Origin of the sequence: Mycobacterium sp. (assembly GCF_965277065.1) — a bacterium.
Lineage (GTDB): Bacteria > Actinomycetota > Actinomycetes > Mycobacteriales > Mycobacteriaceae > Mycobacterium.
The window spans coordinates 47746-64383 of sequence record NZ_CBDIBT010000012.1 but is presented as its reverse complement, the minus strand read 5'-3'; the positions used below and the strand labels follow the sequence as shown (position 1 = coordinate 64383).

13 protein-coding genes are annotated in these 16638 nt (G+C 63.0%); 8 read left to right on the top strand and 5 right to left on the bottom strand.

From position 1 onward, the window contains the following. Positions 1-167: 167 nt before the first annotated feature. The 3 genes from ACQY5A_RS02030 (at position 168) to ACQY5A_RS02020 (ending at position 2586) form a co-directional block, all read left to right on the top strand. Positions 168-617, top strand: coding sequence for a DUF6294 family protein (locus tag ACQY5A_RS02030; RefSeq protein ID WP_428338706.1), 450 nt, complete (start codon positions 168-170; stop codon positions 615-617). A 584-nt stretch (positions 618-1201) separates the two neighbouring features. Beyond that, positions 1202-2254, top strand: coding sequence for a M4 family metallopeptidase (locus ACQY5A_RS02025; protein WP_428338705.1), 1053 nt, complete (start codon positions 1202-1204; stop codon positions 2252-2254). Between the two features lie 26 nt (positions 2255-2280). Further along, positions 2281-2586: a protealysin inhibitor emfourin gene (locus ACQY5A_RS02020; RefSeq protein WP_428338704.1), complete on the top strand. Its 306-nt coding sequence runs from the start codon at positions 2281-2283 to the stop codon at positions 2584-2586. A gap of 75 nt (positions 2587-2661) precedes the next feature. Here the strand turns inward: ACQY5A_RS02020 and ACQY5A_RS02015 are convergent, their stop codons facing one another. Beyond that, the gene (locus tag ACQY5A_RS02015) at positions 2662-4158 is read right to left on the bottom strand and encodes an alkaline phosphatase family protein (protein ID WP_428338703.1); all 1497 of its coding nucleotides are present in this window, start codon (positions 4156-4158) and stop codon (positions 2662-2664) included. 447 nt (positions 4159-4605) lie between these two features. Between ACQY5A_RS02015 and ACQY5A_RS02010 the strand changes: the two genes are divergently transcribed. From ACQY5A_RS02010 to ACQY5A_RS01990, 5 genes are all read left to right on the top strand, one after another. Next, entirely contained in the window at positions 4606-5202 is a 597-nt protein-coding gene (locus ACQY5A_RS02010; protein WP_428338702.1) for a hypothetical protein, read from the top strand. 390 nt (positions 5203-5592) lie between these two features. Continuing rightward, on the top strand, positions 5593-5775 hold the full coding sequence (locus tag ACQY5A_RS02005; RefSeq protein ID WP_428338701.1) for a hypothetical protein: 183 nt from the start codon (positions 5593-5595) through the stop codon (positions 5773-5775). Positions 5776-5800: 25 nt separating this feature from the next. Continuing rightward, a complete protein-coding gene (locus ACQY5A_RS02000) occupies positions 5801-6211 on the top strand; it encodes a DUF1036 domain-containing protein (protein ID WP_428338700.1) in 411 nt (136 codons plus the stop codon). Positions 6212-7613: 1402 nt separating this feature from the next. Continuing rightward, the gene (locus ACQY5A_RS01995; protein ID WP_428338699.1) at positions 7614-7943 is read left to right on the top strand and encodes a hypothetical protein; all 330 of its coding nucleotides are present in this window, start codon (positions 7614-7616) and stop codon (positions 7941-7943) included. An 8-nt stretch (positions 7944-7951) separates the two neighbouring features. Then, complete coding sequence (locus tag ACQY5A_RS01990; RefSeq protein ID WP_428338698.1) at positions 7952-8257, top strand: hypothetical protein; 306 nt, start codon at positions 7952-7954, stop codon at positions 8255-8257. Positions 8258-9491: 1234 nt separating this feature from the next. Here the strand turns inward: ACQY5A_RS01990 and ACQY5A_RS01985 are convergent. The 4 genes from ACQY5A_RS01985 to ACQY5A_RS01970 all read right to left on the bottom strand — a co-directional run bounded on the left by ACQY5A_RS01985 (position 9492) and on the right by ACQY5A_RS01970 (position 16637). Next, positions 9492-10358 carry a hypothetical protein gene (locus tag ACQY5A_RS01985; protein ID WP_428338697.1) on the bottom strand — a complete coding sequence of 289 codons (867 nt, stop codon included), beginning with the start codon at positions 10356-10358 and terminating at the stop codon, positions 9492-9494. Between the two features lie 190 nt (positions 10359-10548). Beyond that, a complete protein-coding gene (locus tag ACQY5A_RS01980) occupies positions 10549-11178 on the bottom strand; it encodes a hypothetical protein (protein WP_428338696.1) in 630 nt (209 codons plus the stop codon). Between the two features lie 3 nt (positions 11179-11181). Then, a complete protein-coding gene (locus tag ACQY5A_RS01975; protein WP_428338695.1) occupies positions 11182-15324 on the bottom strand; it encodes a LamG-like jellyroll fold domain-containing protein in 4143 nt (1380 codons plus the stop codon). Further along, entirely contained in the window at positions 15321-16637 is a 1317-nt protein-coding gene (locus ACQY5A_RS01970) for a baseplate J/gp47 family protein (RefSeq protein WP_428338694.1), read from the bottom strand. The genes ACQY5A_RS01975 and ACQY5A_RS01970 overlap by 4 nt, the downstream gene beginning before the upstream one ends. Position 16638: the final 1 nt, after the last annotated feature.

Here is a 16638-nt window from a genome sequence, read left to right as displayed (position 1 = left end):
ACAAGGAATACGGCAGAACAGCAGGGCAGATTCCGACCCGCCGCACTTGCCGGTGAGATCGACCCTGCCGTGGGCACTGCAGCGACGGCGCTCCAACTGCCAGGTAAGGCACCCGTCGAGCCGTATCATTCCGCTACCCACATCCTTAATGAATTCAGGAGCGCATTATGACCGACCATTTTGACGCGGAAACAGCCGAATCCTCGCCGCCCGCGGGCGAACAGGCTTGCAAACACGTTCCTCCGGTCGACGCCGAAAGCGAAATGGCCCCCCTCGCGGAGTCAGCCCGCGCCCGTGTGGCGCAGAAAACACTGTCCTGGCGAAACGCGATACGAGTCGGCGACTGCACGATGGAGGGCATCAACCTTGTCATCGAAGCCAACGGGACCGCGTATTTCAATGCGTCCATCGGATCGAGCGGCGACGACGACGCATGGGTGATTCGCAACGGAGTCTCGCTGATCGGCAGCAACGGAACCGTTCTGTTCACCAGCGGCAAGCTGGTCAGCCCGACCTGTCCGCAGGGCGCCGAGTCGAACTGGAGCGCCATGTTCAACTTTCCGGCGACACTGTACGGTTCGATCGCCAGCGCACGCATCAACGGCGCCCACTGCTGACAACGGTCTTCTGTGGCATGTGCCTTCGTGAAGGGCGCGCGTGCGAAATCGACGCATGCGAAACCCGTTGTGACCGCCGCGGGCGGCTGTTTGGCGGTCTCATCGTCGACCTAGAGCGCTTCTGCCGCGCGCACATCAACGGCTGAGCCCGGGGAACCGGCGGTCGAATTGCCGAACCTCACACAGTCCGGCTACACGGGGTGGCTCCCCCACCGCCCGGCTGACCCCAGCCCCATCACGGCGGCCCCCATCGAACACTACTTATCACCAGAGCACAGATGGTCGGGGCCGAGATCGTATGAATATTCAATGGGTTCTATTTGACTTCGGATAACTAAGTAAGTCGTGAATGAATCGATGACATCGAGTAGTGGACTACTCTCGTCGAAATTCACGCGTCCGTGTAGCGTTCATCCCCGACGATGCCTTTCCGGCCGACATTTTTCATTTGCCAGGTTGAGAGGATACCGACTGACCAACTCAAATAAGCGCCTCCATACGCGTGGCCGCGATGTACTGATGATGAACGCTTCACCATGAATTTGATCAATGATTCACGACGGACAAGAAACGGAGAACATGTCATGACACGAAACCCGCTGGGCTGCATTCTCTCCCCCGACGTGCTGCTGTCGGTAGCGCGAGATGCGACGTCCGAGGATTTGGCGGCGATTTTGGGCACGATCGAACTCGATCAGACTTTCCGCCAAGGTCGCGCGGAAGTGGCCGGCCGGCGAGGCGCGATTGCGCCTTCGGCGCTGCTGGCCGCACCGCTGGGCGGCACACCTCACCGATCGATTTATGATCAGACACACTCGCCGGAACGAGTTCCGGGGACGCTGGCGCGCTCAGAGGGCGACCCCGAAGCCGCTGATGATTCGGTGAACGCTGCCTACGACAATTTCGGTATTACCTACAAGTTCTATTGGGAGGTGTTCGCGCGCGACTCAATCGACGCGCAAGGCATGCCGATCAACGGTCTGGTCCACTTCGCCACCGACTACGACAACGCGTTCTGGGACGGCCAAGGTCAGATGTTTTTCGGTGACGGCGACGGACGGCTCCTCACCGACACCACCAAAGGCCTCGATGTCATCGGACACGAATTAACCCACGGGGTCACCCAGCACACGGCGAATCTCGTTTATTCCGGACAGTCCGGTGCTCTGAACGAATCCATCTCCGATGTTTTCGGATCCCTGGTCAAGCAATTCCACCTAAACCAAACCGCTGCGCAAGCTGACTGGCTGGTCGGCGCCGACATCGTCGGACCGTTGCTGGAGCCGGCGCTGCGATCGATGAAAGCGCCTGGCACCGCCCACGCACACGACAATCAGCCCGCCGACATGGATCATTACCTGCAGACCACTTCCGATAACGGCGGCGTTCACATTAACTCCGGAATTCCCAACCGCGCTTTTTACGTCATCGCCGACAAACTCGGCGGCCCGGCATGGAAGGCAGCGGGCACCATTTGGTACGACACTTTGACCAATCCACGCCTGCTGCCCAACGCTACGTTCGCCTCGTTCGCCGCCATAACTCTCAACCAGGCGCGTATACGGTATGGAAGCACTAGCGCCGAAGCCGACGCGGTCAGTGCGGGGTGGGAGGCGGTCAAGGTCCCGGTTCGCTGATTGGCGAACCGGTCTATCCTGGCAGCATGTCAGCTCCGGTACACATCGACTACCGGAGATCTGGCGGACTGGCCGGCATCGACATGACGGCCAGTGTCGACAGCGGCGATTTGCCGTCCGAGGATGGCACGATCATCGCTGATCTCCTGGCCGACACGCCGGGCGTGCAGGATCGTGCAGCCGCGATGCCCGACGCGTTCAGCTACGAGCTGACCCTCACTGACGGCACCCGCACCCGCACCTGCCGCTGGCAAGAACCAGAAATTCCCGACGCGGTCAGGCCATTGCTTGCAGCCCTGACCGCGCGGGCGCTTCCGGCCCCGGCCGTTTGACCGTAGGTCGCCCTGGTGTCGATCGATAGGCCTGACGCTCAACGGCAGTTCGCACGACCGTCCCCGAGGCGCGGGTCATATGTTGGTGAGTGGCTTGCCGGCCGCTTCCCAGGCCTGCAGCCGATCCTGAATGAAGGCATCTTGCTGGGCCGCGGTGCACAGTGTGGCAACCGTCAGCTCGGGGTTTTCGATCGGTTGGGAGGGAACCGGCAGCTTGGCCGCGGCGATGGCCTTCGCCTCGAGGAACGAACTGGGCGCCTCACCAATCGGCGCGGACCCGGGCTGCAGGACGGGATCCGCCGCAGTGGGCGGAGTGACACCCTCCAGTGGGTCGTCGGTGCGAGGCTCGGGCAGGGTGAGGACGGGCCCGAGGTGCGGGGCGACGGCGTCCCGCTTGCCGAGCGTGCCCAGATTGAAACGGGCTCGCAGAGTCGCGATGATCGACGTGTGGTCGTAGGGTGGGCTCCCGACGGGGGCCCGCACGACGGTTCCGGCGGGAATTAACGGGGAGACGATGACCGCTGGCACCCGGACTCCGAAGCGGGTGAAGTCGAATCCTGATGCCCCGATGATGTCGTCGGGTGGGGTGGCACCGGTTGCGGGAGGCACGTGATCGTAGTTCCCGCCGTGTTCGTCGTAGGTGATGATGAGCAAGCTCTTCTCCCAGACAGCCTGGTTGCTGCGCAGCGCCGCGTAAACGTCGTAGATGAATTTCTCGCCCACGGCCAGATTCGAGACCGGATGCTGGTCGTTCTGCACTTGAAAGTTGTGGTCGTTGCTCGGAGGGCCGTGGCGGCGGGGATAGGTGGCCCATTCGGGCTCGATGTAGCTCAAGGCTGCCAACTGCCCGCTGGTCGCGTCACGCTGAAATTTGTCGAACCCCGCCTGCACCGTGCACCCGGGACCGGGGTGGACGGTATCGGGAAAGTCGTTGGCCGTCAGGGGGCGTTTGGAGTAGCCGTAGATCGTCCAAGTCTGGCCGGCGTCGGCGAGTTTCCCGAACACCGACGGCGTGTTGAACGCCGGCACGCCATGGGCTGAGTTGTCGGTGTAGCCCAGCGACGTGCCGGCGACCGCGAAGGCCCGGTTGGGAAAGGTCTGCGTCGGAACCGATGCGAACCAGCGGTCACAAACGGCAAAGCCCTTGGCCAGCCCGCAGAGTACGGGCAGCGTCTGGGGCGAATACATGCCCATAATCGAAGAAGGTTCGACACCGACGAGTTTGGGGTCGAGCGGATGTGAAGGATTGGCGATCTCGGAGGCGAAGCTGGTGACGAAGCCGTCGTTGTCTGCTTTCCCGTCGGCGGGGGCAGAGGCGGAACTAAACAGCTGTTCGTTGGTCGCCTTGAATCCTTCGGTGGGGTTCGCCAACGGGTAGTAGTAGGCATTCTGGTTCTCCGGAGTAATCGGGTGAACGGAGACTGCGGTGCCGGCGGGGTCGCGGTTGGACTCGGTACCGTCGAGTCCGTCGAAGTCGCCGGATTTGGGGTAGAGATAGCCGAGTAAGTGGTCGAAGGAACGGTTCTCGAGCATGAGGACGATCACGTGGTCAATTGACTCCAGCCCAGCCATCGCTGCCGCCTCTCATCGTGTTGATTCTGATTCTCTCGCAACCCGGGCCGCAAGGATAGGTGGGCTGATCTGGAATCAGCTGGACTTCCTGAATCGGAACCCGCCGGTCGCGCACACGGCGCAATGCCGTAAAGGGCATGACAAGGTCCGAAGTCGTTCCGCGAGAAGGTAAATGAAGCATGACTGCGTTACAGCGGCAGGCGCATAGTCCGCGCCGAATGGGGCGGCAGGCCAGCCTGGAGCAGCGTTATTCACGGCGAATCACACGCAGCGGCGCCGTTGCTTTCGGACGCGCTGTTTTCGTGACATTTGCTGTCTGGCAAGCGCTCGGGCTGGGTCCTTGCGGCTAACAGGGTTCGATCAAATGCTCGGGATTAATGTATTGCCAAACCGCATCGGAAGAGATTGGGAATCGCGACTATGCCCTTGCCTGAAAACATGGCCTCGATGGCCGAGTCCATTGTCGACGGGCACACCCACACTTATTATCAACACGTCGACAAGATCGATCCCAGCACCGGCGTTTATGATTGCGATTGCAACGGCTTCGTCGGTTACATCCTGAAGAACGCGGCGCCTCAGCACTACGCGTTAGTGCCAAAGGAAGATGGCCGCACACGGCCTCGTGCCTTCGAGTACTTCAACTTTTTCGCGTCACTTTCACCTCAATCGTCTGGCGACTGGGGCAGAGTCGACAGGCTGTCAGACGCCCGTCGCGGTGACGTCATGGCGTGGCGTTTCCCCACCATCCGGACCCATGAAGACACCGGCCACGTCATGCTCCTCGCCGAACCCCCGACGCTCGATGGTAGCGGCGAATTCTTCAAGGTACGCATCTACGACTCGGCCGCCGCGGCGCATTTTGACGACACCCGAATGCCCGGTGGGCAGCCCTCACCGACGGGAACGACTGGCGTCGGCTCGGGGTTCATTCATGCGCGGGTCGACGGCGACGGTCGTCCGATCGCTTACCTCTTTGCGCCCCCAGCTGACGCCGAGTATTCCTACCGCCCGATCGCCATTGGGCGCGCGGCATTGATCTAGCGACAGCGGCGCCGAGAAATTGTTCAGTGCGCGGGTGGTGACATCGACCCGCATAATCGCCAATCGGCAAGACACGCTCGGGGCGGTCCAGAGCGGCGCATCCGACGAGCCGACTCGGCGGCCCACAGCGCAAACGCCAGCGCTCTTTCAGCGCACTTCCATGATGTCGTGTGCGAAGCAAACAAGGTTATTTTTTTGGCACAAGGGCATGAATGGTTTGCTGCATCCTGGCTGCCCCACGACGCTGCCCGATCCGCGGAAGACCGTCGGCTACTCCCGCAGCAGATCAGTGCACCGAATCCCCAACAAAAAGGCCAATTCCCAGCGGGCGTGGCACAGACGTGCCAGCATTAATCCGTCTTTTAGCCCCCATCGCGAACGGACCGTGAAATGCCAACACCGAAGCCTTCACCGGCCCACGGGGCGCTCGGCGAGCTACCTCCTGACGGCGATACGGCACTTGAACAGGCTGCGACGGCGCCGGAAGGCGAAGACTATGAACGGGATACGCCGTTCACCGAAGACGAGGCACCCGCCAGCGTGTCCGGCAGCGACGCCGACGACAATTCGTGACTGACCGGGTACAGACGGGACCATCGTGGCGCTCAACGTCTTGAATCATTACAACAAACCCATTTGGCTCGCATTCGATTACGGTGATAAGGCCTGCGGCGGCCCGCACCCGTTCCGCAAGCAAGGGTGGTGGGCCATCCAGCCCGGTCAGACCTTCAGACTTTGGAACGTTCAGTTGTACGACGTGAACCGATTCGCCCAATTTTATGCCGAGTCAGGTTCAGCCACCTGGGGCGGACCCCTCAATTATCGGGTGACCAACAAGAAGTTCAACCAGTGCCACGATGACGACACAAACTGCGACCGGCTGGTCGGCTTCGCCCCGCTCGACTTCCAAAATGCAGACAACGGCAACGCCCATTTCGTGGACATGCTGGTGACGCTGGGTCCGGCGGCCGGACAGATCAAAAAGATAGGTTCGGTCCGCTTCGATTAAATGCGCGGCGGCATCCGCGCGCAGAGAGTCCGCTGGTGCAGGTAATGGACGAAGGTCCTCGGTGAACAGCCTCAGCGCCTTCGCGGGCCGCGTCGATGAAACGGCTGCGTGTCGGTGCGGCGACGGATCGGTCGACGCCACCTCGCATGTTGTGACTGCCAATTGTGCGCTCGTTTGTAATAGATGAAGAGGCGGCACCGAAATCGGTCAAGCTCTCTTGCGATCGAACTCGAGGGCTGCCGCGATAGCGTTGGCGGTGCAGCTCCCCAGCTGGCCTTGATCATAGACCGCAGCGCAAATGGCGCGCAGATCGACGGATGCAGGCAAAGCCTGCACCATTGGGGCTCAGTAGAAATGGTCGCTAGCGCCAGGCAGATCCGGGTGCCAGCCGTAGTCAACCTGGCCGCGGTGGGTGAGGAGACTGAGCGGGTTGGCTGCGGTGTGTTTTGGCATTGAGTTTCATCGTAGAGGGTGATCCGGCTTAGTAAGGCGCTGGCCAGCGAATTGTCCTCGCGTTGCGCGTCCGCCCACGAGATTAACCCCAACAACGAAGTGTGGACCGTGACATGAAAACCCTTAGTTGCATGAGGGAGTCTCCCACTATCAAATTGAACTGGGCTTATCACCCGCTACTTCGTTACCGTATCTCGCTGCGGTATGGGGAAGCGAGTTAACGATGAATTCGGCCATCGCGGCTAAGTCCTCGGATAATTTCATGACAGCGCTTCTTCGACACAGAAGCCAGATGAGCAGCCTTTTTGCTGCCGAATCAGTCCAAACGCCGCTGGCCTGCCCTCCGCTGATCACCTTCCATACATCGCCGCCTCGCTACTGGTCTTGACGGAGGCGAGCCTGCTTGAGCACCATGATCTGGCTCCCCCGCCGCGATGAATACTTCTAGGTAGGGGTGCGTGTGGCTGTCACTATGCGCTTATGGCTTCGGTGGCCGGCCGCGCATGAATAATCAACACCAGTCGACTCGCTTAGCCTTGCCAGCGGCCGCCTCAGCAGGTGAAAATGAGAGCCTGGCCATTATTCATGTGGTCTGCCGGCGTGCTCACCCAATGGCGTCGGGAGGGCCACGTGGCCATAAAGACCATCGCCTTTGGCGGCTTGGGCAGCCGCGCATGCGGCCTGAGCCAACGCAGGTGCGATAGTCACCACATGATTTTTGTTGCTTAGCCGTTGTTTGCGCCACAACAACGGCCCTGAAGTATGAGCTCAGCAGTGCGCGAGGTGAACGCGACGCTAATTGATCGTTTACAACGAGCTCCGCCAGGTTGATTTCGAGCGAACGGACATCGGAAAAATGCGATACCGGGGAAACGCCGCGCTGTATTCGTCTGCCTGCTAGCGTCAACTCCTATGTCCGAGTTTTTCGCTACCGCCTGCAGGGAGAGATATGGCATTCGCCGATGACTTTGCAGCACAGCTGACCCAGCGCGGAATCCAGACTGCCGCAAGCGCTTTACCGTCGGATTCTGGCACCGTCGGTACGGAGCTGCAGAAGGCCAATGACTGGTTCTTCAGCTTGGATGCCGCCGTCCGGGAAGGGTTTGATGAAGGGTCGGCGCAGGAGCCCGTGTGCTCGGTGTTGGCTTCACCTGAGCTGAACGTCACCCCGGACCTCGGTGGCCTTTTCGAGGCATTCGACGCCACTTCCGGCAAAACATTTTCCGAGAGGCTGTCCATCGCCCAGGAAGCCTTTAGCGCTGCTCAAGGCCAAGTGTAGGAGTACCGGTGTCAGTCGATGACTTTGGCAACTGTTTCGCCAACAAGATTGGAACGACGGTCGACGCAATCATTGACGACCTCAAGAAGTTGGGTGCCGACGGAATACAGGCGGTAGTCAACTGGTGGAATAACTTGGACGCCAACTCGAGGGGGCTGGTGACGGTACTTGCACCTTTCGCAACGACCACTCTGGGCGTCATTTTGACTAAAGCCCTCAACGCTACAACTGCGGGTGCGTTGATCGCGTTTCTCGGCGGCGCCTCATGGGCGTTGCTCATGAAATCTTTTGCCGATTGTGTTGGCCAGCTCTGAATTGATCGGATCGCCAACACAGAGGCATCGGTAGCGCGCATGGTCGGCGTTTGAAGTGTGTTGGCAGCCGAATTTTGTACAAATCTCGACGACGACTGCGAGCGAACATCACCAAAGCCTGCTGGATCGTAGTGGCCTTCGCAAAATGAATCGGACACGTGGGTCCTCAGCGGAGGAGAATGCGGTGTCTAGTGCAGTGAACTGGATTTCAAGTTAGGTCTCTGTCGCCCTGCGGAGTCATAGCTTGCGTACACGTTCGCCAGTACAGGCGCAACCACGCTGGCAGGGTCGCCCTCGATCACATGCAAGTACGGCCTGAAATTGCCGTACACCAAGACGAGATACTGTCGTCAGCGAGCAGTCCATCCAATTACCCTTCTTATGTTTTCAAGCGACTGTTTGCGAGCGATCGTAGGCGTCGTTAGGGAGTGACTTGTCCAACCAGATTTGACGGGTGAGTGATCTGGTCAGAGGACGAACTGAGGCCACTCTCACTCGTCCCAATGTTTGCCGGTATATCTGGATTGCCTGCAAGAAGTTCAGCGAATCGCGCACACCCAGGTTAGAGCAGTATGCGCCAAGGAAGAGTTTGGGCACGAGCTCCGCCAATCAGCGGACCGGGTGCCGGGGTCCAGAATCCGGCGCAGCTCTAATTGGCGGACAACAGTTTAAGCCAGCCCCCCCTGATCAGAACTACTTGCCGGGGTGATCGCCCGTGGAGATTATCGGGGATTGGACCACGGCACTAACTGTCGGGAACCGCAACACCGTTGGCAACCAGCCCGAGAAGGATGGCTCTGGCGATGATGAACGCATACCGCGATATATTCAACGATTGCCCGTATTTGGGTTGAAAGCCGGACTCCGAAGTGGTCGCGGCTTCCGCACGACTGATCTCGCCGACCGAGCGGTCTGTCCGGCACCCGGTGGTCGGTCGTTCCCAGAGCCCAAGCGCCCGGTAAGCGCATCCATGTATCGGTGAGGCCGTCGTCGCCCACGGACCACCCTACGTCGGCCTCCGCGAGCCGACCATCTCGCCGAGGGCTGCCGTGACCTGGCCAGGCAGGAGTTGCGGTGGAAGGTCTCCCGGGCGAGCCGATGGGCCTGCGCCTCGGCGATGCGGACAGTTCAGGCCGTCGACTACCTGTTGCCAGCGCGACATCCTCGCCAAACGCGGCAGTGCGGCAGATGGCCGGTCCGTCCGTCAGAGGCGCGCCGCGCGCGATGCGACAGGCTATCGCGGTTTACCGGTGACCAGCACGTACACCCGCGCCGCGCCATACCGGACGTTGGCCTTGATGTCCGTGGTCACGATGTCGAACGCGTAAGCCTCGCCGGGCTTTTGGCCCTTCGCCTCCAGCGTCACGTACAGGTGTGCACGCGCGCCCGGCTCCACGTGGACACTTGTGTGGTTCCCACGACCTTCGCGTTCATGGACGATATCCAGATGAGCGAGCGGGTCGCCGTCGGGCCGTCGGAGTTCGGTGAGCGCATGAATGCGGGCAGCCTGTTCGAGTACCGGCACACGCTGAAGCGCACCATCCGCACCCTCCCGTAGTTCGGCACGCAGGACCTCGACGCGCGCGTCCAGCGGGCGCTCTCGGGTCGCGGCCACCATGAAGGGAAATCGGATCTGCTGTCCGGCCCCGACCGTGACGATCTGGACGTTGCGCTGCCCGTACCTTCGGTCGCAGGTGGGATCGAGAAAGCCAGAAACCACAGGTCCACCATCGGCCGGGGCGTTGGCGGTTGGGTCGTTGTAGACGTTGACCGCCACACAGACATGGCCGCCGTTGATGTTGGTCTGGGAGACGGTCGGCGTCCACATCGGTGCACCCGTCAGCACCAGCACGTTCCCGGGCTGCAGGTCGGTGGCGTCGTCAGCCCCGCTGAACTGGACGGGGTTGTGACTGGAATCCAGGATCGCCGATCCCGGGCCGACGCCGCCCGCCGTATAGTCCGACACCCACCCATCGAGGTGCAACGGCGCGGCCCGAACACTCGAGTCGGTATTGCGGACCCTGACCAATAGCGTGTATCCAGTGCCCACGTCCACGTGGCCGTCCCACGGGATGTCCCAGCTGGCGTTCGCGGGGTTCATCAGACCGGCCACATCATTTGGCGCGGCGAGGCGGACGTTGGGGCTGGTCCAATACGCGTCGGCTGCCGGTAGCGGCCGGACACCGTTATCAGCGGGTTGGTCTTGCCAAGCAACTAAAATGCCCGGCGTCTCTCCGGAAGGGTTATTGCAGGTCATTATTTCTTCTCCTCACTCATGAGCGGTGGATGCCTCACCGGGCTTGGTAGAGCACCTGGAAGCCGGTGAGGAAGACGTTGTCGGCGGCCCCGGCATTATCTAGGCGCGCGAGGATGAAGTAGGACGAATCGGGGTCGATGAAATCGCGACCGGAGCCGCCGACGGGATTCTTCGTGATGTCGAATGGGGCCTGCTGGGCGTTGATAGTGATGCGCACGACGGGTGCCTGACCCTGGCCGTCGAGGCCCTGACCCATCAAGTCGAGGAGGATCGAACCCGTTCCCGCATTGTTACCGAGAGCCCGAAACGCCGTGATCTGGGCACCCGCTGGCAGCGCCACGGCCACGGCGCCGTGAGCGCTGGTGGCGGTCGACGGCTTGCGAGCAACGCCGGGGCTCGAGGTATCCCAGCCCGTCGGGCCCGCCGCGGCGAGCACCGGCGCGATGCTGACCGTCCGTGCGATTCCTGTGCCGAGCGCTGAAACTTGCTGCTCCAGCGTCCCGAGCTGAGTGCCGACTTGATTGAAAACGCCTGAGACGACGTCGAATTCGGCCTCCACGCTATGAAAGCGTCCGTTGAAGCCGTTGTCGCCGCCCGCTTGAACCCGGTCGACGTTGTCGACCCAGTCGGTGTGGGCGAAGGTTCGCGTGTAGGAGATGGTCATGATTCAGTCCTCACGAGGTCGGATCGGTGGGCCCGGCTGAAGTACGCCGGGGTTGCGGAAAACGGGGAAGGTGTAACCGGGAAAGAGGTCGCCGAGCTCCGCCAGCTCGACCACATGGGTCCTTAGACGGTCCGTTCTCACCTCCACCCCGATTGGGTGAAACCAATTGAGGACGTTCATCACTAGGTCGTACTGGTCTTTCCGGATGGTCACGCGGGCCTGGCCTTCCAGACTCGGGTTTAGGCGCACCGCGAATTGGTAGGGCAGGTTCCCGTCACCCCGCAGATAACTGGCCCGGATCAGTGCCGCGCCCGGCGCCAAACCGCGGACGCGGGTGTGGGGTCGGACAAGGGAAGCCAGTTCAACCCGGCCCCGGCTGAGCGGAACGGTGGACCAGGACAACTGTTCCCCGCCGCCGGCGCCGAGAACAAGCGAGTATGCCACTCGCGGAGGCCGCGGCGGCACGCCGGCCAAGGGGTCGGGGTCGCCAAGGGTAATCGTCCCGGCGTCCGCGGAGGCCGCCAACAGGCAGGTCTGATACGGGGCCGACGACGGGCTCACCGCCAGCGCGCTTGAGGTGCCGCCCGGGTTGAAGATCTGAGGCTTCAATGTGTCGGTGGCCAGGTCGACCACGTGCACACGCCCCGTCTGGTCGGCCGTTTGACCGACAGTCGCCACATACAGGTACTTCTGATCGGCCGCCACGGTCAGCCGGACCGGCTGGGTCTGCCTGGGGAAGCCGGTTATCACTGCCACCTGGGTGTTATTGCCGGTCGTGTATGCCCGGATCGTGCCGCTTTGGTTGCCAGGGTCATCGGCGGCACAGGCCACGTAGAGTTTTTTGCCGTCCGGTGTGACCACTGCGCTGCTCGGTTTCGCCCCCGTGGCGAAAGGCGCCCCGGTCAGCGTGAGGTTGGCCCGGTTGACCTGGCAGATCCGGTTGTCGACGGTGGCCACGTAGAGCGCGGTGCCGCCGGGAATCGGGGCGATGCAGGTCGGGATGGCGGGCAAGACAAGGCTGCCCACCTGGCCGTTGCTCTGCGTGTCGTAGGCGCCCAACGTTATCGACGTCGGAACCGTGGTCCCGGCGCAGCCGACGAAGAGGCGATCGCCGTCGGCAGCGAGCGTGATCGGACGCGCTCCCGCGGCGAAGGACGTGGCTGTAGCCAAGGTGGTGGGGTCAAGCACCGCGATCACCCCCAGCTCACGATGAACGACGTACAGGTGGCCGCCGGCGACGGCGATCGCCACTGGATCCGGCAGGACCGCCGCCGAAGAGTCGGCGACGATCTGGGGAAAGGCGTTGGCCGGGCTGGCGGTGAGCGTGAAGGAGCTAATCCGGCTGCTGCTCTGCTCGGCGACGTAGGCCCGAGCGCCATCGGACGAGAAGCAGACTCCAATAGGTGCGGCTTGCGGCTCGACCGCTATGGGAATAGACGTCCCCACCTGGACCTCGCGCACTCCGTGCACGCCAATCAGCTCTCCCGCGGCCACCGCCGCTTGCACGATCTGGGGCGGGCCAGGCTCGATGCGCAGATAGTCGAATCCCGCCGCGAAGGCCCGCGCTGCCAGGGCGGAGGCGGAAAGACTCGAATGGCTCAGCCAAAGCGCCCGGCCCTGTTTAATAAGGCCGATGCCCGCGGGATCGTAAGCCTTGACCACCGAGAGGGTCCCTGGAGTGGCAGACAACAGCTTGATGAGCCGACTCAGCGCGTCGGCGGCACCCCGCTGCATGCGCCGGTTACCCGGTGCCGCCCCGTAACTGACTGCGGTGGAGAGGTTGTCGAACGACGTTGTCTGCAGGTACAGCTCGTCGAAGTCGGGGCTGGGCGCCCCTGCCGCGTCGGCCTCAGTGACGTTTCTGCGACCGTCGCCGCCGATCGTCTGGCCAGCGGCCAGACTGGTGTCGGCCAGCCCTATTCTGATCCGCCTGCTGCCTCCGGCGGTGTGTTGTTTACGGATCACCTCCAGATGCACCGAGACGTTGCCGGCCGCCAGCGCGTGCAGCTTGGGCCGGGGGCTGACCGCCAATGTGGCGTCCCCGAATCCACAGCGGACCAGTGACCAGCTCCCCTGCGCGTCGGCGACCCTGGACGAGCCTGGCGAAAGGATGTCGGGGTCGACGCCAAGATTCAGGTCGTTTCCCTCGACCACATCGGGCGGCTGGGGATCCTGGCCGGTCGGCAGCGGAGTGATGCTGAACACCTCGCCCACGGGTTGGGCCACCCGCGCCTGGCCGGTGCCTAGGTTGCGGGCCCAGCCGAACCCGGCCGCGTGGGCGTGGACAGCCAGGTCGCCGGGGCTGATGTGGTCGTGGATAAGTAGTAGAGCCCGGCCAACCCGTCGCAGGTCGGTGGCGGACGGGTCGTAGGCGCCGAGAACGGTGAGCGTGCCCGACACGCCAGCTATTCGGTCGAGCAGCGCGTCGAGGGCCTGGCTGACGACTCGCTGCATCATCCGGTTGCTGTCGGTGCCGTTGAAGCTGAGATGGGCTTGGTCAGGGTGGCGGCGCAGCCAGGCAGGGTCGAAGTCGTCGTCGGCCGCGCTGCCCACCGCCTGGGCCTCGGTGCTGCGCAAGTCACCGTCGGAGCTGACGCCCTGTCCTGGCTGCAGGCGTGCCGGAAGCACCCGCAGCGGCAGCGTCCCTATCACCGTCGGCTGCACAGTCTCATCCACGATAAACGGATGGGGGTCGTTGGCGACCGGACCCGCCAACTCGTTGATCGCCGCCTGGATTGCGTCGGGCGTCGGCAGCACCCAGCGCTGAAAGACCCGCAGGCGGCGCCGGTACCGGTCGTCACCCTCACCGACCACCGGGTTGAAGGTGTCCCGCGCCACCGCAGAGATGCGCACCTCATCGACCAGCCCGACGAATTGGGCGTCGGTGGGCGCCGCAGTCGCCAGCTCGAGCCCGTAGCCGATGCGGATCGGCTCGGAATTGCTCAGCGCGCCCAGGGTGTCCAGCGTCTGGCGAGCCACTTCCACCCCGTCCAGGTATAGCCGTGCCAGCGTGACGGCGGGCGGTCCGGCCCGGCGCTCAACGACCCCGGCCACGTGGTGGAAGATCCCGTCTCCGAGGTCGGCGTCGCAGAACAACTCGAGGTCGACCTCCTGGGCGCCGTCGGACAGGGACAAGCGCAGGTTGCGGTCGAAGCCCCGGAACGAGCCGATGGTCAGCGCCCAGCCGGGGTCGCCGACGGTATTGAGCGTCACTCGCTTCGCGATTACCGCGCCGGTGGCGGTAACCGCCCGGTCGGGCTTGATAATCGCCTCCACCGTGAAAGAGGAGCCCGCGGGAAGAGCGAAATCGGTGTGGTCCTTGATGAGCACGTAGCTTTGCGGAACTTCAAACCGGAAGGCCTGGCTGAACCGCCCGGGCTGAGCGCTGTGCCCCGGTTCGGCGCTGACCCCGCCCACCACCAGCTGACCGGGATGGCCGCCGGTCGGCTGGTAGCGGCTGCGTTCGTCGGACAACATGGGTACTGGCGACTGGGGCGTTGGCGGCAAGTCATCGAAGTGGTAAAGGGCCACGGTGTCGGGGTCCCACGTGTAAGGCGTGGGCGGAAAGCGGGGAACGCCCAGATCTCGACCAAGCAGGTCGAGACTGAACCCATGGGCGGCGGCGGCGTTGCGCTGGGCGGCGACGTCGACCATCTGGGCGGCCAGTTCTTCGTATTCCCAGCCCACCACCCACAGCAGCTTGGCCAGATTACCGAGCAGGACGGTGATGCCCCAGTCGGCGGCGTTGGGCGAGGCGGGGAGTTGGGGCTGAAAGCGGGTCAGGCGTAGCTGGCTGGTGATCCCGGACGCGGGCCCGGGGATCGGGATGGCGACGCCGCGGCCAGCCGACCACCCAGCCGGGATCGCGACATCCGCTGGCGCCTCGGCCGCGTTAGGGCCGGACTTGAACCAAACCCGGACTGTGAGCGGATCCGCCGTGGTGAAACCGGGTGTCAGCAGGTACCGAGGCGAGTCTGGCAGTAGACCGCCGTAAAGGTCGGCGTAGGCCTGAAAGTCGTACGCAGCGACGGAGGTACTGCCGTCACCGGCCTTATCGCCAAAGCCGAGTTCCAGTCGCTCCATGCCCCGGTTGTAAACCGGGGTCAGGCCCCGACTCATGACATCCAGGAATTCCACCGCCCTCATTGGTTCACCACTTGGATGTCACTGAGGGTCGAGTCGACGGTGAAGATGGCGATCTCGTCGGGACCCAACGTCAGGTTCTCGCCAACGGCTAACTCGACTGATTGGTCGAAGAACCCCCCGGAGAAGTTGATTCCTCCGAAGGCTGGCGGGCAGCGCCGCAGGTGCAGGTTCTGCACGTCGACCACCCCCGACGCACTCCGGGCCAGCAGCATGGCGTCGGAGTACCGGACTTGCCGACCCAACTGTAGGTTGTTGACGCGGGTGTGCAGGGAGTCAATCATCTGGCCCTTGATTGCGTCCGGGTCGTGACCGGGCTGCACCACCAATGTGGCCCGCAGGCCGACGTCGACCTGGTTGGCTTCGACGATGTTGGGGAAAATGGACACTGGCCGCCACTGTTTGACCACATCCAGCACGCCGTCGTAAACCCCGGCGATGCTGCCCGCGCTGGTGAGCCAGGGCCATCCTGGTTCGACCGCGACCACCACGTCGAAGTAGTACGGGGAACCGACCTGGCGCTCCAGCGCGAATGCGCGCTGCCCGAACAGGAACATATTGAAGTAGCTCTGGGAGACGTCCACTCCGCCCAGTGGGTCAAAGATGGTGGCGTCACGCACCCCGTCCAGGTCGAGGATCGCGGCCAGGAGAGCATCCTGGGTCCACAACGCGCGGGGCAGTCCGATCAGGCGAGCCCGAAAGTCGGAGTCGGCCTCCAGGAGTTCGCCGCCGCTGATCGCCTGAATGTTCGCGGCCTTGATGGTGGCCGCGCCCAGATTCAGGTGGAGGGTGGCCCAAGCGGGGTCCAGTTCGAGCGAATGATTAGCGGCCAGGTTCGACCCTGGGCCCCGCTGCACTGCTTGCACACCCACCGTGGCCACGGTATGGGCACCCATGGTGACCGGGTCGGTGGTGCGGAACAGGACGGGCGTACCGGCCACCACACGGATCACCGCGCCCTCCGGCAGGACGTAACTGCGTCCGGGTGGGTTGTTCGATAAGGTGAGCGTCACCTTGCCGGCGGCTTGCAGGTTGCGGCGGGCGATGCCCAGGTCGGTGCCCAACAGGTCCAGGCTTGGGCCGGTGGCTGTGGTGACGAAGTTCGCGTAGTACTGCCCCTCCAAGCTGCGCCACAGTTCCTGTGCTTCCCAAGCGACGGCGTCGATCACCTTGCGCAGGGCGCTTCCTGAGCTGAGGTCCAGGTTCACGTCGTCGCCGAACATGATCCGGGCGCGGGCCTGCTGGTCGGCGATGATGCGGTCGATCCCTTTGATGACGAATCCCTCTTGGGTTACGCCGAATTGTTGATCAGTCATT

Excerpts from the sequence above, each read along its gene's own strand:
- ACQY5A_RS02005 (WP_428338701.1), top strand. The coding sequence starts at position 5,593 with ATGCCAACACCGAAGCCTTCACCGGCCCACGGGGCGCTCGGCGAGCTA.
- ACQY5A_RS01985 (WP_428338697.1), bottom strand. The coding sequence starts at position 10,358 with ATGAACCCCGCGAACGCCAGCTGGGACATCCCGTGGGACGGCCACGTG.
- ACQY5A_RS02015 (WP_428338703.1), bottom strand. The coding sequence starts at position 4,158 with ATGGCTGGGCTGGAGTCAATTGACCACGTGATCGTCCTCATGCTCGAG.
- ACQY5A_RS02010 (WP_428338702.1), top strand. The coding sequence starts at position 4,606 with ATGGCCGAGTCCATTGTCGACGGGCACACCCACACTTATTATCAACAC.
- ACQY5A_RS02030 (WP_428338706.1), top strand. The coding sequence starts at position 168 with ATGACCGACCATTTTGACGCGGAAACAGCCGAATCCTCGCCGCCCGCG.
- ACQY5A_RS02025 (WP_428338705.1), top strand. The coding sequence starts at position 1,202 with ATGACACGAAACCCGCTGGGCTGCATTCTCTCCCCCGACGTGCTGCTG.
- ACQY5A_RS01970 (WP_428338694.1), bottom strand. The coding sequence starts at position 16,637 with ATGACTGATCAACAATTCGGCGTAACCCAAGAGGGATTCGTCATCAAA.
- ACQY5A_RS01980 (WP_428338696.1), bottom strand. The coding sequence starts at position 11,178 with ATGACCATCTCCTACACGCGAACCTTCGCCCACACCGACTGGGTCGAC.
- ACQY5A_RS02020 (WP_428338704.1), top strand. The coding sequence starts at position 2,281 with ATGTCAGCTCCGGTACACATCGACTACCGGAGATCTGGCGGACTGGCC.
- ACQY5A_RS01995 (WP_428338699.1), top strand. The coding sequence starts at position 7,614 with ATGGCATTCGCCGATGACTTTGCAGCACAGCTGACCCAGCGCGGAATC.
- ACQY5A_RS01975 (WP_428338695.1), bottom strand. The coding sequence starts at position 15,324 with ATGAGGGCGGTGGAATTCCTGGATGTCATGAGTCGGGGCCTGACCCCG.